The organism is Kitasatospora sp. NPDC059803, from assembly GCF_042732255.1.
Lineage (GTDB): Bacteria > Actinomycetota > Actinomycetes > Streptomycetales > Streptomycetaceae > Kitasatospora.
The window spans coordinates 16,688-30,924 of record NZ_JBHWIJ010000075.1 but is presented as its reverse complement, the minus strand read 5'-3'; the positions used below and the strand labels follow the sequence as shown (position 1 = coordinate 30,924).

14 protein-coding genes and 1 riboswitch are annotated in these 14,237 nt (G+C 75.5%); of the genes, 7 read left to right on the top strand and 7 right to left on the bottom strand.

The genetic code is table 11. The features are described from left to right. On the top strand, positions 1-304 hold a 304-nt coding region (locus ACFV6I_RS15070; protein WP_380425531.1), incomplete at its 5' end, for a hypothetical protein. Positions 305-397: 93 nt separating this feature from the next. Here the strand turns inward: ACFV6I_RS15070 and ACFV6I_RS15065 are convergent. Both ACFV6I_RS15065 and ACFV6I_RS15060 read right to left on the bottom strand, forming a co-directional pair. Continuing rightward, the gene (locus ACFV6I_RS15065) at positions 398-694 is read right to left on the bottom strand and encodes a DUF1330 domain-containing protein (RefSeq protein WP_380336192.1); all 297 of its coding nucleotides are present in this window, start codon (positions 692-694) and stop codon (positions 398-400) included. Positions 695-723: 29 nt separating this feature from the next. Then, complete coding sequence (locus ACFV6I_RS15060; protein ID WP_380425529.1) at positions 724-1,653, bottom strand: EamA family transporter; 930 nt, start codon at positions 1,651-1,653, stop codon at positions 724-726. Between the two features lie 147 nt (positions 1,654-1,800). Here ACFV6I_RS15060 and ACFV6I_RS15055 point away from each other — a divergent pair, with 147 nt between their 5' ends. The 4 genes from ACFV6I_RS15055 (at position 1,801) to ACFV6I_RS15040 (ending at position 3,869) form a co-directional block, all read left to right on the top strand. Next, the gene (locus ACFV6I_RS15055; protein ID WP_380336198.1) at positions 1,801-2,313 is read left to right on the top strand and encodes a MarR family winged helix-turn-helix transcriptional regulator; all 513 of its coding nucleotides are present in this window, start codon (positions 1,801-1,803) and stop codon (positions 2,311-2,313) included. Between the two features lie 207 nt (positions 2,314-2,520). Then, a complete protein-coding gene (locus tag ACFV6I_RS15050; RefSeq protein ID WP_380379949.1) occupies positions 2,521-2,985 on the top strand; it encodes a hypothetical protein in 465 nt (154 codons plus the stop codon). A 69-nt stretch (positions 2,986-3,054) separates the two neighbouring features. Then, positions 3,055-3,516, top strand: a complete 462-nt coding sequence (locus tag ACFV6I_RS15045) for a prevent-host-death family protein (protein WP_380425527.1) — start codon at positions 3,055-3,057, stop codon at positions 3,514-3,516. Continuing rightward, complete coding sequence (locus tag ACFV6I_RS15040) at positions 3,513-3,869, top strand: type II toxin-antitoxin system RelE/ParE family toxin (RefSeq protein ID WP_380425525.1); 357 nt, start codon at positions 3,513-3,515, stop codon at positions 3,867-3,869. The genes ACFV6I_RS15045 and ACFV6I_RS15040 overlap by 4 nt, the downstream gene beginning before the upstream one ends. A 52-nt stretch (positions 3,870-3,921) precedes the next feature. On the opposite strand, the gene ACFV6I_RS15035 is transcribed toward ACFV6I_RS15040, so the two are convergent. The 5 genes from ACFV6I_RS15035 to ACFV6I_RS15015 are packed head-to-tail and all read right to left on the bottom strand — an operon-like array spanning position 3,922 to position 10,622. Then, positions 3,922-5,310, bottom strand: coding sequence for a cobyrinate a,c-diamide synthase (locus tag ACFV6I_RS15035; protein ID WP_380425533.1), 1,389 nt, complete (start codon positions 5,308-5,310; stop codon positions 3,922-3,924). 25 nt (positions 5,311-5,335) lie between these two features. Then, positions 5,336-5,941 carry a cob(I)yrinic acid a,c-diamide adenosyltransferase gene (cobO, locus tag ACFV6I_RS15030; protein ID WP_380425523.1) on the bottom strand — a complete coding sequence of 202 codons (606 nt, stop codon included), beginning with the start codon at positions 5,939-5,941 and terminating at the stop codon, positions 5,336-5,338. 6 nt (positions 5,942-5,947) lie between these two features. Continuing rightward, a complete protein-coding gene (locus tag ACFV6I_RS15025; RefSeq protein WP_380336210.1) occupies positions 5,948-8,122 on the bottom strand; it encodes a putative cobaltochelatase in 2,175 nt (724 codons plus the stop codon). Then, the gene (locus ACFV6I_RS15020; protein ID WP_380425521.1) at positions 8,119-9,657 is read right to left on the bottom strand and encodes a cobyric acid synthase; all 1,539 of its coding nucleotides are present in this window, start codon (positions 9,655-9,657) and stop codon (positions 8,119-8,121) included. The genes ACFV6I_RS15025 and ACFV6I_RS15020 overlap by 4 nt, the downstream gene beginning before the upstream one ends. Next, on the bottom strand, positions 9,654-10,622 hold the full coding sequence (locus ACFV6I_RS15015; RefSeq protein WP_380425519.1) for a cobalamin biosynthesis protein: 969 nt from the start codon (positions 10,620-10,622) through the stop codon (positions 9,654-9,656). Before ACFV6I_RS15015 ends, ACFV6I_RS15020 begins: the two co-directional genes overlap by 4 nt. A 107-nt stretch (positions 10,623-10,729) precedes the next feature. Further along, positions 10,730-10,862, bottom strand: a riboswitch (cobalamin riboswitch). A gap of 319 nt (positions 10,863-11,181) precedes the next feature. On the opposite strand from ACFV6I_RS15015, the gene ACFV6I_RS15010 reads away from it, so the two are divergent. Together ACFV6I_RS15010 and ACFV6I_RS15005 are read left to right on the top strand one after the other, a co-directional pair. After that, positions 11,182-12,294, top strand: a complete 1,113-nt coding sequence (locus ACFV6I_RS15010) for an alpha/beta hydrolase family protein (protein ID WP_380425517.1) — start codon at positions 11,182-11,184, stop codon at positions 12,292-12,294. A gap of 345 nt (positions 12,295-12,639) precedes the next feature. Next, complete coding sequence (locus ACFV6I_RS15005) at positions 12,640-14,073, top strand: hypothetical protein (protein WP_244293475.1); 1,434 nt, start codon at positions 12,640-12,642, stop codon at positions 14,071-14,073. The last annotated feature ends 164 nt before the right edge of the window (positions 14,074-14,237 follow it).

Below are 14,237 nucleotides of genomic sequence, written 5' to 3'. Positions count from 1 at the left end.
CCCCCCCCCCCCCCCCGGGGGGCGCGCCCCCCCACCCCCCCCGCCCCACCCGCCCGCCGACCCCGACGCCGAACCCGACCCCGACGCCGACCCCACCCCGGACCTCGACGACGACACCCTCGAGCCCACCCCCTCCGTCACCCTCCCCCCGACCCCAACCCCCACCCCGACGCCTACCCCCACCCCTTCCCTCACCCCCACCCCGCCCCCCACCCACCCCCAGACCACCCGCCGCATCTACGTCGCCACCATCCCCGGCGCCGCCCCGGGCGCCGCCGACATCTACATCCGCGCCACCGGCTGAGGGTGCAGCCCGCCGGGTGCCGCTGACGAGCCGGGCCCCGCCGGGGGGGACCGGCGGGGCTGCGGTGTGTTGGTGGGTGGGGGCGGGGGTGGGTCAGGCGGGTAGGCCGGGGACGGTGGTGATGGTGACGGGGTGGCCCATGGTGGTGATGCGCCAGGTGGCGAGGGCCTGGTAGGCGGGGGAGTGGTACCAGCCGTCGGCGTCGGCCGCGGTGGGGAATTCGAGGATGGCGGTCTTGGTGTAGGCGGTCTCGCCTTCCAGGCGGGCCGGGGTGTCGAAGGCGAGCAGGCGGCCCTGGTAGGGCTCCATGGTGGCGCCGACGTTGGCGAGGTAGTGGCCGAGGGCGGCGTCCGGGGTGTGGTCGGTGCGGGTGATGAGGACGTAGTGCATGGTGTGTTCCTTGTCCGGGCGGTCGGTGGTCAGCGGGTGGCCGGGGCGAGCGTGGGGGCGTCGGGGACGGTGGCGGTGTCGGGGTCGGGAGCGGGAGTGGGCTTTCGGGTGGGGGCCTGGCCGGCGAGCATGGCGCCGAGGGCGAGCAGCAGACCGAGGAGTTGCCAGCGGGTGAGGGTCTGGCCGAGGACGACGAGGCCGCCCACGGTCGCGACGACCGGGTTGATCAGGCCGAGGAAGGAGGCCGGTCCGGCGCCGAGGCGGTCGATGCCGCGGAACCAGAGGACGTAGCCGAGCGCGGTGCTGAACAGCCCGAGGTAGGCGAACCCGGCGAGGTTGGCGCCGCTGAGTGCGGGCGGCGCGCCTTCGACGACGGCCGCGAGCGGGACGAGGAACAGTGATCCGGCGAGCAGCTGCCAGGCCGTCAGGTCGAGCAGGGTGGCCCCTTCCGGGCGGCCCCACCGGCGGGTGAGGACGGTGCCCGTGGCCATCAGTGCGATCGCGCCGACCATGGCGGTGATCCCGGTGCCGTCCAGTCGTGCGCCGCTCTTCAGTACCAGTAGGGCGACGCCGCCGACGCCGGCGAGCCCTGCGAGCAGTGCCCGCCGTCCGGGCCGTACGCCGAGGACGCCGATCGAGAGGCCGGTCACGAGCAGCGGCTGGATCGCGCCGATGGTGGCGGCGACGCCGCCGGGCAGGCGGTAGGCGCCGACGAAGGTGAGCGGGAAGAACAGCCCGATGTTGAGCATCCCGAGCACGGCTGCGCGCCCCCACCAGCGCCCCTTGGGCAGTTTGCGGCCGATGAGCAGGAGGAGCAGTCCGGCCGGGAGGGCCCGGAGGGCGGCGAGCAGCAGTGGACGGCCTTCGGGCAGGAGTTCTGTGGTGACCAGGTAGGTCGTGCCCCAGGCCGCCGGGGCGAGTGCCGCCGTGACGGCCACTCCTGCGCGTGTTCCACCCATGACATCCCCCTCAACGTTGATTATCTGAACGTTGAGATAATTAGTACGCCCCTGGGTGAGTGAACGTCAGGTATGTGAATGTTAAGATAGTTGCCTGCCAGTCCAGCCGTGAGCCGCGGCGAGCGGCAACCGAGGAGGCGTCAGGCCATGCAGCAGCGCGACACCGTCGACGAGATCGTCGAGCAGTGGACCAGGACCCGCCCCGACCTGAACACCGAGGCCATCGGCCTGATCGGCCGGCTGCGACGCCTCAACGTTCGCGTCGACGGCGCCCTGCGCGAGTACTTCGGCTCCTGTGGCCTGGACTCCTCCGAGTTCGACGTCCTGGCCACCCTGCGCCGCTCCGGCGAACCCTACGAGCTCAACGCCCGCGCCCTCCTCAAGGCCGCCATGGTCACCTCCGGCGCCATCACCAACCGGGTCGACCGTCTCTCCGCCAAGGGCCTGGTCGAACGCAACCCCTGCCCCGACGACCGCCGCGCCGTGCTGGTCCGCCTCACCCCGGCCGGCAAGGACCTCATCGACGCGGCGCTGGCCGGCCACGTCCGCAACGAGGAGCACATCCTCGCGGGCCTCGACGCCGACGAGCGCGCCCAACTCGACACCCTGCTGCGCAAGCTCCTCATCGCGCACGGCGACACCGAGCCCCTGCTGGGCTGAGCGCGCCCCGGCGTCTGTGCCTGAACCGCCGCGCGGCCCGGCGCTTCGGCGTACGTTGGGGGGCCGGGGCGGGCCCCGCGGTGACGGTCGGTCCGGGCGTGCGCGGGCGGCGGCAGCGGCAGGTGGCCGTAGTGGTCGGGCAGTTCGCGTGTCCACGGCCTCCCCGGTGGCGTTAACCCGGCGGGAACCGCACCGGAGGAGGAGCCCATGAAGGACAAGACCCCCAGGGACATCGCCGTCGACGACCAGCTGCGGGCGGCAGGGGCGGAGGGGGCCCAGTGGCTCAGTGCCGCCGGGTGGGGGCCGCCGGTGACGGTCCCGGTGCAGAAGGCCGCCAGGTGGCAGCAGGAGACCAGGGCCCGGATGCTGGCGGCGCAGGTGGACGAGTCCTGCACGTGGTGCGTCCATCTGCTCGACGGCGGCCCCCAGCCCGTGGTCGTCCACGCCGAACACCCGACCCACCTGCTCTGCCGCGCCTGCTCCATCGCCGCCCGCCCCCGCCGCGCCTGCCTGGACTGTGGCGGGCCGGCCGCCTCCGCCTCCCCGGCGGACGGCCGCGAGGACGTCTTCATGGGCCCGGTGGCGATCTACACCCGCCTCCGCTGCGCCACCTGCCACCGCCCCGACCGCCCCGACCCCCTGACCGGCACCTTCGGCAACGGCCCGTCCTGAGACGGGCAGGGCGCGGCCGGGCGGCCCGTGCGATTGACTTCGGAACGTATTCCGAACTAGCGTCGAGCCATGTCGACTCTCACCGTGTCGTTCTCCGATCTTTCGAAGAACTCCAAGCGCGTCGCGGACAGTGTGGAGCGAGTCCAGCGCGTGCACGTCACGCGTCGCGACGGGGAGGACCTGTACCTCACCACCGAGCGTCACGACCGTCAGCGCGAGCAGACCGCGGATGTCGCCGCTCGCCTGTTCGCCGCGTTGATCAGCAGCGATGAGGGCACGCAGGCGGTGCTCTTGGCCCTCCCCGCCGTCTTCCCCTGGGTCCGGCACCTGTCGGCCGATGAGGTGCGCGAGTTCGTCGTCGACCTCGTGGACGCGACGCGCGATGCCGTGGACCTGGACGTGCACGCCAATCTGCACCGGGTGATAGTCGAGTGGCGCGCCACCGCGAGAGTGCTGGCGGACCCGGAGCTGGCGGCAGAGCTCGCCAGGCCCCTGCCCGGCGACGATCACGGCGAGGTGATCGAGCCGTGAGCCCGAAGCGCGGTGATGATGTGCCGCCCCCGCCCGTCGGGGCGGAGTGGCGGCTGCGATTCGGTACGACGGAGGCTGCCAAGGGGTGGGGAGAGCTGTGTGCGGAGGCGGCCGGGAACGCCCGCCGCTGTTTCGAGGCGCTCCGGGCGAACCCCCTGTCCACGGGAGATCCGGATCGGCAGCACCGGCTGCGGGGCCGGCTGGCCGCCCGTGTGTTCGGCGGTGTCGAGCTGCCGCAGTGGGAGTACGAGGTGACCGCCGGCGGCCGGGTGCGGTACGTGGTGGACGAGGCGGCCCGCGTCGTCCACCTCGTCTATGCCTCGCCCAGGCATCCGAAGGACACCGAGGCGTAGCGGACGGGCGTTTGGCCCTCGGGCCCTGCCGCCGCAGGGCCGCCGCCGTGGCTCACGGTGACGTGGGGTTCGCGGGGGTTGCCTGGTGGGCGGCTGCGGCGGAGGCGAAGGAGGTGGCCAGGGACGGGGCTCCGGCCCAGTGCAGGTGCAGGTAGGAGGCGTGGACGTGGCTGCCCGCGAAGCCCTCGGTGCGGGGGCCGGTGGGCAGGCGCCAGCCCCAGGCGGGGTGTTCGCCCGCGCCCGGTTCGCAGACCGTGCGGTGGAACTCGTGGCCGCGTACCCGGGTGCCGGTCCGGGCGAGCGGGGAGTCGTGCAGGGCGACGGCCTCCCGGTAGCCGAGGGTGAGCCGTTCGGTCATCCGGGCGCCGGTGTCCAGTACGCCGCACATCGGCAGGCCGTCCAACTCGCGCCCCAGGTAGAGCAGTCCGGCGCATTCGGCGGCGATCGGGCCGCCGCCGGCGGCGAACGCCGCGATGGCCCCGCGCAGTGCCGTGTTGCCGCTCAGCTCCCGGACGTACAGTTCGGGGAAGCCGCCGCCGATCACCAGGCCGGCCGTGCCGTCGGGCAGTGCCGTGGCGTGCAGCGGGTCGAAGGGGACGACCTCGGCGCCTGCGGCGGTGAGGAGTTCGGCGTTCTCGGCGTACGAGAAGGAGAACGCGGCGCCGCCCGCGACCGCGATCCGCGGCGTGCCGGCCACCGGGTCGACCTCGGCCGACGGGCTCCACGGTTCGGCGGTCAACTCCGGTGCCGTCCGGGCGAGTTCGAGTAGGGCGTCCAAGTCGACCGAGGCGGCGACGAGTTCACCCATGTCGGCGACGGCACGCAGGGCCTCCGCCGAGCGCTCCACGGCCGGGATCAGCCCGAGGTGGCGCGACGGCGTGGCGACGGTCGTGGAGCGGCGCAGCGCGCCCAGCACGGGCACGCCCGAGCCCTCCTCCAGGGCCTCGCGCAGGAGTTGCTCGTGCCGGTCGGAGGCGACCCGGTTGAGGATCACCCCGGCGAGGCGCACCTCCGGGTCCCAGGAGGCGAAGCCGTGCACCAGCGCGGCCACCGACCGGGACTGCGAGGAGCCGTCCACCACCAGGACCACGGGCGCCCGCAGCAGCTTGGCGACGTGCGCGGTGGAGGCCAGCTCCCCCCGCCCGGAGGCCCCGTCGAACAGGCCCATGACCCCCTCGACCACCGCGACGTCCGCTCCCGCCGCGCCGTGCAGGAAGAGCGGGGCGATCCGCTCCGGGCCGCACATGAAGGCGTCCAGGTTGCGGCCCGGGCGCCCGGCGGCGAGCGCGTGGTAGCCCGGGTCGATGTAGTCGGGGCCGACCTTGTGCGGGGACACCGCCAGTCCGCGCGCGGCGAGCGCCGCGATCAGGCCGGTGGCGACGGTGGTCTTGCCGGCGCCCGAGGAGGGTGCGGCGATGACGAGGCGGGGGATGGCGGCCAACGGCCTGCCGGCAGTGCTCAACGGTCTACCACTCGATACCGCGCTGGCCCTTGCGGCCGGCGTCCATGGGGTGCTTGACCTTGGTCATCTCGGTGACCAGGTCGGCGAATTCGGTCAGCGGTTCGGGTGCGTACCGGCCGGTGATGACGACGTGCTGGCTGCCCGGGCGGTCCTTGAGCACCGACACGACCTCCTGCGGGTCGACCCAGCCCCAGTGCATGGGGTAGGTGAACTCGTCCAGCACGTAGAAGCGGTAGGTCTCGGCCGCCAGGTCGCGCTTGACCTGCTCCCAGCCCTCCTTGGCGGCCGCCTCGCTGTCCATCTCCATCTCGCTGGAGCGCTGGATCCACGACCAGCCGGAGCCCATCTTGTGCCAGTCGACCGTGCCGCCCTCGCCGGAGGCGCCGAGCACGCGCAGCGCGTTCTCCTCGCCGACCTTCCACTTGGCGGACTTCACGAACTGGAACACCCCGACGGGCCAGCCCTGGTTCCAGGCCCGCAGCGCCATGCCGAACGCGGCCGTTGACTTGCCCTTGCCGGGGCCGGTGTGCACGGCGGTGATCGGCTGCGTGCGGCGCTGACGGGTCGTCAGGCCGTCGTCGGGGACGCTCTCGGGGACACCCTTGGGCATGTCGGCTCAGGCCGCCTTTCGCATGGTGGTGGCACGGTTCTCACGACGGTTCTCATGGCGGCTGTCGCGCCGGCCGTCGTGGCGGTTCTCGCGGACGAGCGAGGCGACGCCCTCGGGGCGCAGCTCGTCCAGGCTGACGGCGGTGCCGCCGAGCAGTCCGGCCAGGGTGCGGGCGAGGCCGAGCCGGACGGGGCCGGACTCGCAGTCCAGCACCACGCTGGCGGTGCCCTGCGCGGCGAACAGTCCAGCCGCGCGCTGCGACCGGGCGAGCGCGTCCCGCCCGCCGGTGGCCCGGCCGTCGGTCACCACGACCAGCAGCGGGCGGCGGCTCGGGTCGCGCAGCCGCTCCACCCGCAGGACCTCGTGCGCGCGCAGCAGGCCGGCGGCCAGCGGGGTGCGGCCGCCGGTGGGCAGCGACTCCAGCCGGGCCGCGCCGACCTCCACGGACGAGGTCGGCGGCAGCGCCAGTTCGGCGTCCGCGCCCCGGAAGGTGATCATGCCGATCTTGTCGCGCCGCTGGTAGGCGTCCATCAGCAGGGACAGCACGGCGCCCTTGACGGCGGTCATCCGCTGCCGGGCGGCCATCGAGCCGGAGGCGTCGACGACGAACAGCACCAGGTTGGACTCCCGCCCCTGGCGGACCTGTTCGCGGAAGTCGTCCTTGCGCAGCACCAGCGCCCGGCCGGCCCGCCCGCGCGCCGCCTGGTGCGGCGCGGCGGCCTGCAAGGTGGCGGTCAGGTGCAGGCGGCTGAGCGTGCCCTGGGGGCGCCGGGCGCGCACGGTGTGCCCGCCGGTGGTCTCGGCGGGGGAGCGGCGGCCCTGGGCGCCGTGGCCGGTGCCCTGCACGGTGAACAGCTTGGTCCGGTACGGGTCGCCAGCCGCGACCGGCGCCGACTCCCGGGCGGGGGCGGGGTGTTGGGCCGGTACGGGCTGCTGGAGCGGCTCGTCCGGCTCGGCGGCCGATGCCTGCGGGCCGGAGGTGGGCTCGGGGGCTCCGCCGCCGTCCGGGCCGCCGCCGGGGCCGCCGTCCGGGCCGGGACCGTCGTCCTCGGGGCCGTCGCCCTCGCCGTCCCCGTCGCCCTCGGTCTCTCCTGAGCCTCCGAGCTCCCCGGACCCCTCGGGCTCCGAGGGCTCGGAGGGCTCCGATGGCTGCGCGGGCTCCTCCGGCTGCGCGTGCTCCTCCAGCGTCCGGTCGAGCTGCTCCTCGTCCAGCCCCGGCGCGTCGAAGGGGTTGCGGCGGCGCCGGTGCGGCAGCGCCAGCTGGGCGGCCTTGCGGACGTCCTCCTCCAGCACCTCGGTCCGCCCGTCCCAGGCGGCGAGCGCGACGGCGGTGCGGGCCATCACGATGTCGGCGCGCAGCCCGTCCACCTCGAACGCTGCGCACACGGCGGTGATCTGACGTAGCGCCATATCCGTCAGCTCCACCTTGGGCAGCAACTCCCGGGCGGCGGTGATGCGTTCGGCGAGCGCCTGCTCGTCCGCGGCGAACCGCGCGGCGAAGCCGGCCGGGTCGGCGTCGTAGCCGAGCCGGCGGCGGACCACCTCGGCGCGCTCGGCCGGGTCCCGGGTGGCGGCGATCTCGACGGTCAGGCCGAACCGGTCGAGCAGCTGCGGCCGCAGCTCGCCCTCCTCGGGGTTCATCGTGCCGACCAGCAGGAAGCGGGCGGCGTGCCGCACCGACACGCCCTCGCGCTCGACGTACGAGCGGCCCATCGCGGCGGCGTCCAGCAGCAGGTCCACGACGTGGTCCTGGAGCAGGTTCACCTCGTCGATGTAGAGCACGCCGCGGTGCGCCTTGGCGAGCAGCCCCGGCTCGTACGCCTTGACGCCCTCGGCGAGCGCCCGTTCCAGGTCGAGCGAGCCGACGATCCGGTCCTCGGCCACGCCGACCGGCAACTCGACCAGCTGGGCGGGGCGTTCGGATGCGGAGGGGCGGTCGTGCGGCCCGTCCGGGCACTGCGGGTCCGGCGCGGACGGGTCGCAGGCGAACCGGCAGCCGTCGACGGCCGCGAGGGTCGGCAGCAGGCCGGCCAGCGCGCGCACCATGGTCGACTTCGCGGTGCCCTTCTCGCCGCGCACCAGCACGCCGCCCACGGCTGGCGAGACCGCGTTGAGCAGCAGGCCGAGCCGCAGGTCGGGCATGCCGACGATCGCGGTGAACGGATAGCGGACGTCACTCATGCATACTCCCCAGGTGCCCCGGGCGCCAGGAACGGCAGCGATCCGGCCGCCGGCACCCCGCCCTCGATCAGCTTCCACAGCGCGTCGGTGTCCGCGTGCTCCTCGATCAGGTCGCCCAGCCGGTCCAGCCGGGCCTCGCGCGCCTCGGCGAACGAGGTGTCCGGCGCCGGCACGAACGCCCGGCCCGCCAACGCGGCGACCTCGCGCAGGAGTTCACGACGGAAGTCGTCGTTCTCCAGCGCGCCGTGCCAGGTCGTGCCCCACACCGGGCCGACCCGGCAGCCGTCCAGGCCGTGCCCGTCGTCATCGGAGAAGAACGGCTCGCCCCCCTCCACGGCCACCACCCCGTGGTGGATCTCGTACCCCTCGACCCGCTGCCCGTACGCCGTGCCGACCGGGCGCGCCAGCACCTTCTCGGCGCCGAACCGCACGTGCGTCGGCAGCAGGCCCAGGCCCTCGACCGAGCCGGCCCCGGACTCCACCTCGTCCTCGATCCCGCGCGCCAGCATCTGGTAGCCGCCGCACACCCCGAGGACCGGCAGCCCGGCCGCCGTCCGCGCCTTCAGCGCCGGCTCCAGGCCGCGTTCGCGCAGCCAGGCCAGGTCGGCCACGGTGGCCCGGGTGCCGGGCAGCACCACCAGGTCGGCGTCGGCCAGTTCCTCCGGCCGGGTCACCCAGCGCACCAGCACGCCGGGCTCCTGCGCCAGGGCGTCCAGGTCGGTGAAGTTCGACAGTCGGGGGAAGCGCACCACGGCCACCCGCAGTACGTCCGCCCCGAGCGGGCCGCGGCCGTCGACCCGGTCCACCACCGTGGACAGGTCCAGCGAGTCCTCGGCGTCCAGCCACAGGCCCGGCAGCATCGGCAGGGTGCCGAGCACCGGACGGCCGGTCAGCCCGTGCAGCATGTCCAGGCCGGGCGCCAGCAGCCGCGCGTCGCCGCGGAACTTGTTGACGAACCAGCCCGCCACGTGCCGCTGGTCCTGCGCCGACAGCAGCGCCAGCGTCCCGTACATCGCCGCGAAGACGCCGCCGCGGTCGATGTCCCCGACCACCACCACCGGCAGCCCGGCGGCCGTCGCCAGGCCCATGTTGGCGATGTCCCGGTCCCGCAGGTTGATCTCGGCGGGCGAACCGGCGCCCTCGCAGACCACCACCTCGTAGCGGCGGCGCAGATCCGCCAGGCACTCCAGCGACCGTTCCAGCAGGACGGGCTTGCGCTCGCGGTAGTCCAGCGCGCCCACCTCGGCGACCGGCCGGCCCAGCAGCACCACCTGGCTGCGGCCGTCCGCGCCCGGCTTCAGCAGCACCGGGTTCATCGCCGCCTCCGGCTCCACCCGGGCCGCCTGCGCCTGCATCGCCTGCGCCCGGCCGATCTCGGCGCCGTCGGCGGTGACGAAGGAGTTCAGCGACATGTTCTGAGCCTTGAACGGCGCGACCCGCACCCCCTGCCGGGCCAGCCAGCGGCAGATGCCCGCGGTCACCACACTCTTGCCCGCGTCCGAGGTCGTCCCGGCGACCAGCAGTGCGTTGCTCATGCCCTTCCCCTCCACCGTGTCGTCAGCAAGCGCAGCGCGACGTGCCCCGCGACCGTCGTACCCAGGGCCAGCGCGCCCACCCGCCGGGAGAGCACGCAGGCCCGCTCGATGTCGTCCACCGTCACCGGGCGCAACTCCGCGCCCAGCACCGGCCGGTGCTCCACCCGCTCCCCGTACTGGAGGGTCCCGCCCAGCCGGACGCCCACCGCGCCCGCGAAGGCCGCCTCCGCCTGGCCCGCGTTCGGGCTCGGGTGCGCCGAACCGTCCCGCCGCCAGACCCGCCAGGCCGTTTTCGGCTGCGGCGCGGCGGCCACCGTGAGCAGCGCCGTCAGCCGGGCGCCCGGCCAGCCCGCCACGTCGTCCAGCCGGGCCGAGGCCCAGCCGAACCGGGCGTACCGCGGCGAGCGGTGGCCGACCATCGCGTCCAGCGTGTTCACCGCGCGGAACGCCAGCAGCCCCGGCGTGCCCGCCAGCGTGCCCCAGACCAGCGCGTTCACCACGGCGTCCGCCGTGTTCTCGGCGACCGACTCGACCACCGCGCGGGCGATCTGCGGCCCGTCCAGCGCGCTCGGATCCCGCCCGCACAGGTGCGGCAGCCGTTCCCGCGCGGCCGTCAGGTCGCCCGTGGCCAGCGACCGGCCGATGGTGCGCGCCTCCCGGGTCAGCGAGGTGCCGCCCAGCACCGTCCAGGTCGCGGCGGCCGCCAGCGCGGCCCGGCCCAGCGGACGCCGGCCCACCGTACGGTCCAGGGCCACCGCGCCGGCCGCGACCGCGCCCACGCACAGCGCCGTGTACCCGGCGCCGGCCACCCGGTCGTCCTGCCACACCCGCCGCTCCAGCCGGGTCGCCGCGCGGCCGAAGACGGCCACCGGGTGGCCGCGCCGGGGGTCGGCGAAGCGGGCGTCCGCGGCGAAGCCCGCGGCGGCGCCGAGCGCGAACGCGGCGGCGCGGGTCAGCGGGCGCACGGCGGGTTCGGCGGAAGGCCGCGTCGGGTCCGGCGGGTCGGGGCAGCCTGCATCGCGTGCGTGTCCTCACTCAGGGTCCGCGCCCTGGATCGACGTACCGGGGGCGAGAGTCTCCTGGCTTCCGGGTCGGACGCACCCCCGGGCCTTCCAGCGGCTTCTGACGGTCCGCCGTGGCAATGTTCCGAGCGTGCTCCCCGGTGACAGTGGCGGGACCGCGCCGGACTCGCACCGGCTTCCTCTGCATGCCTCCGTTTGGCCCCAGGATCCCATCACGCGGCCGAACCGGGAGTCAACCGAGGTCACGGAGGGGTTGGTCACACCTCGGAGCCCTGTCGCCGGTGCCGTTCTCGCCCGCCCGAGGCCCGCCCCGCCCGACGCCCCGCCCGCCTGACGCCCCGCCCTGCCCGACGCCCCGCCGTACCCCGGACGGCCCAGCCCGGTGGCCGCCCGCGCGGCCCCCCGGTGAACTGGTGCCCGAACACCGTCCGAGCAGCGCCCGGACACCGCCCGGACACCGTCCGGTCCAAGACCAGCCAAGACCAGCAGAGCGGGGAGCGATATGCGTTGGGGAACCGCGGCCGTCGTGGCGGCCGCCGTCGTCGGCGCCGGGGCCGCCGTCCTGGTGATCGGCCGTCGGGCCTCCGAACGGCTGGTCCACCCGGCGAGCGCCGTCCGGGAGTCGGGCCCCGTCCTGGTGCGGAGCCTCGCCGCGGGCCGGATCACCTTCAACCGCCGCCCCGAGAGCCTGCGCCCCGGCCGATGGGCCGTGGAGTGGGACGACCACGGCCACGCCGTCGTCGAGGACGTCCTGCACAGCGACGAGAACGGTGTCACCCGCCGCCTCGTCCGCGCCGACCGGGGCACCCTCACCCCCGGCACCGAGGTCCGCTTCACCCCCCGCGTCCACCTCGGCGACCCCACGGAGGCGCTCGGCCTCCCCTTCACCGACACCGCCGCCGACGGCGAACTCGGCGCGCTCCCCGCCTGGCGCCTCGACGGCAAACGCGGCACCTGGGTGATCCTCGTCCACGGCCCCGGCGCCGACCGGCAGCAGACCCTCCCGGTCCTCCCCGTCCTCGACCGCCTCGCCCTGCCCGCCCTCGCCGTCACCTACCGGGGCGACCAGGGCGCCCCCGCCTCGCCGGACGGGCTCGGCCACTTCGGCGAGACCGAGTGGCGCGACGTCGAGTCGGCGGTCCGGCTCGCCCTCGACAGCGGCGCCGGCCGGGTCATCCTGTACGGCTGGTCCCTCGGCGCCACCATGGCCCTCCAGACGGCCTCCCGCTCCGCCTGGGCCCACGCCATCAGCGGCCTCGTCCTGGACTCGCCGGTCCTCGACCTGCCCGCCACCGCCCGCCGCGGCGCCGCCCGGGCCGGCTACACCGGCGCCGCCGCCGAGCTCGGCGCCCTCGCGGCCGAGGGCCGCACCGGCGTCGACCTCGCCGACTTCAGCCGCATCGCCGAGGGCGCCGACCTGCGTGTCCCCACCCTCCTCCTGCACAGCCCCGACGATCAGGTCGCCCCGTTCCGCGCCGCCGAGCGCCTCGCCGCCGCCCGCCCCGGCGTGGTCAGCCTCCGGCCTTTCCCGGGCGCCGACCACGCCACCCTCTGGAACTCGGCCCCCACCCACTACACCGAACTCCTCCGCCGCTGGCTCACCCCCCTTCTCTGAACCCAGCCCCCCCGCACGAGAAGTCACACCGACAGGGCCTCTGTACGAAACCCGGACCTCACCCGTCAGCCACGGAGTGTGACCGGTCGGGCGGGTAGCGCGACCGCCGCCGCAAGGGTTGAGCCGGGATGGCATGCCCCCGCCACCTGTTTCCGGCCAGGCGGTTTGCCTCTGTTGCCCGATTGTTGCCCGATCTTGGGGAGGCGCCGTCGACGGCCGCCCGTCCGTACAGCCAACCGGATGTGACAGAAGGCCGGTACAAGGGGAAGACTGCTCGACGTGACGTCTCGGAATCCGCGCGACCGTGATGCCCCGCTCCCTCCGACGATCGGTACTGGTGCGACGGTGACCCGTCTCCCCGGTACGGCCCACCGGCCCGCCGCCGGCAAGCCGGGCGGGGCCGGGGTACCCCGCCGACGAGGGCCCGCTGCGGCGCCCGGTCGGGGGAGGGTTCCCGTACCGGAGGGCTTCCCCGCGCCGGCCGAGCTGGCGCCGCTGGCCCGCCGGATGCTGGTGGACGCCGTCCGGATCGCCCGCTGGGCGGGGGACCTGGAAGAGGTCGACAAGCGGGGCGAGCTGCTGCCCGACGACGCCCGTGCGGCGGGTCGGGCGCTGGCCATGACGGTCGGCGCCGCCGCCAAGGCGTGGGGGCAGGCACTGCTGGTCGGCCTGGTGGAGGCCAGGGACGGCGGTGCGGTCCCGGGCTGGCGCCTGCACGCCTGGGAGCACGACGACGAGGCGGTGGTCCGCGGCTGGTCGGCGCTGTTCGACGCCTGGACGCTGCTGGCCCCGGTGCCGCCGGCCGCCCTGCGGGGCGTGTTCGCGGTGCTGGCCGGCCAGGCGGTGGACCAGGCACCTCAGTTGCTGTCGTTCCTGCACCTGGTGGCCGGTCCGGTGTCGGACGGCGAACTGCTGGAGCTGCTGCGCCGGGGTCTGGACGAGCGCCGGGTGGGTGGCACGGACGGTTCGGGCCTGTCGCCCGTGCCGCACGCCGCCTCGGCGGTGTCGGCGGTCCGCGGCACGTGCCGGGAGCCGCAGATCGACACCCCGCCGTCGCCGGCGGACGTGGCCGCGGTCCTGGACTGGATGCTGGACGGCCTGGCGGCCGTCGGGGCCGTGGTCCGCAGGGACGAGGCCGCCGAGCTGTCGCCGCTGGGCCACTGGGCGGTGCGGGCGAAGCTGGAGGAGATCTGCACGGTCGCGCAGACCGCGGCCGGGCACATCGAGCAGAGCGCCTTCGAGCTGCTGAACGCCTGCGCGGACTATTCGCCGGGCCCGGCGCGGGCCGAGTTCCGCGCCTGGGTGGCGGCCCGTCCGGCCGATCGGGCGGTGGCGGAGCTGCTGGACGCGGCGCAGGGGGACGACGCGCTGGTGCGCGGGCTGGCCTTCGAGGCGCTGCGGGTGGCCGGCGGCCCGGCGGAGCAGGCGGTGCGGGGGTCGGTGGACGAGCCGGTGCTGCGCCCGTACGCGCTGCTGTGGCTGGCGGAGCGCTCGGACGAGGGGGTTTCGCCGGCGGACGTGCTGGGGGCGGAGGACGCGGCCTGGCTGTGGGTGGACACGGCGGCGGCGGTGCTGGACCACGGCGAGACGGAGCTGCTGGTGGGCCACGTCGAGGGCGCCGCGGCGGGCGATCCGGTGCGGCTGTTCGCCCGGGCCCGGCAGTCGGGGCACCCGCGGGCGGCCTCGGTGCTGTCGGCGGTCTCGAGCGTGCATCCGGATCCGGGCGTGGCGCGGGCGGCCCGCCGCTCGGCGTTCAGCGTGCACACCGGCGGCGCCTAGCGGCGCCCGCCGACGCGTAGCAGCGCCCGCCGAAGAGCGAGCACAACGAAGAGGGGCGGGGGGGGGGGGGGGTGGGGGCCGCGCCCGGGGGGGGGGGGCGCAAACACACGGCGGGGGCCCGGCGGCCCCGCGGCGCGGCGGCCGGCCAGCAGGAGCCGCCGGAG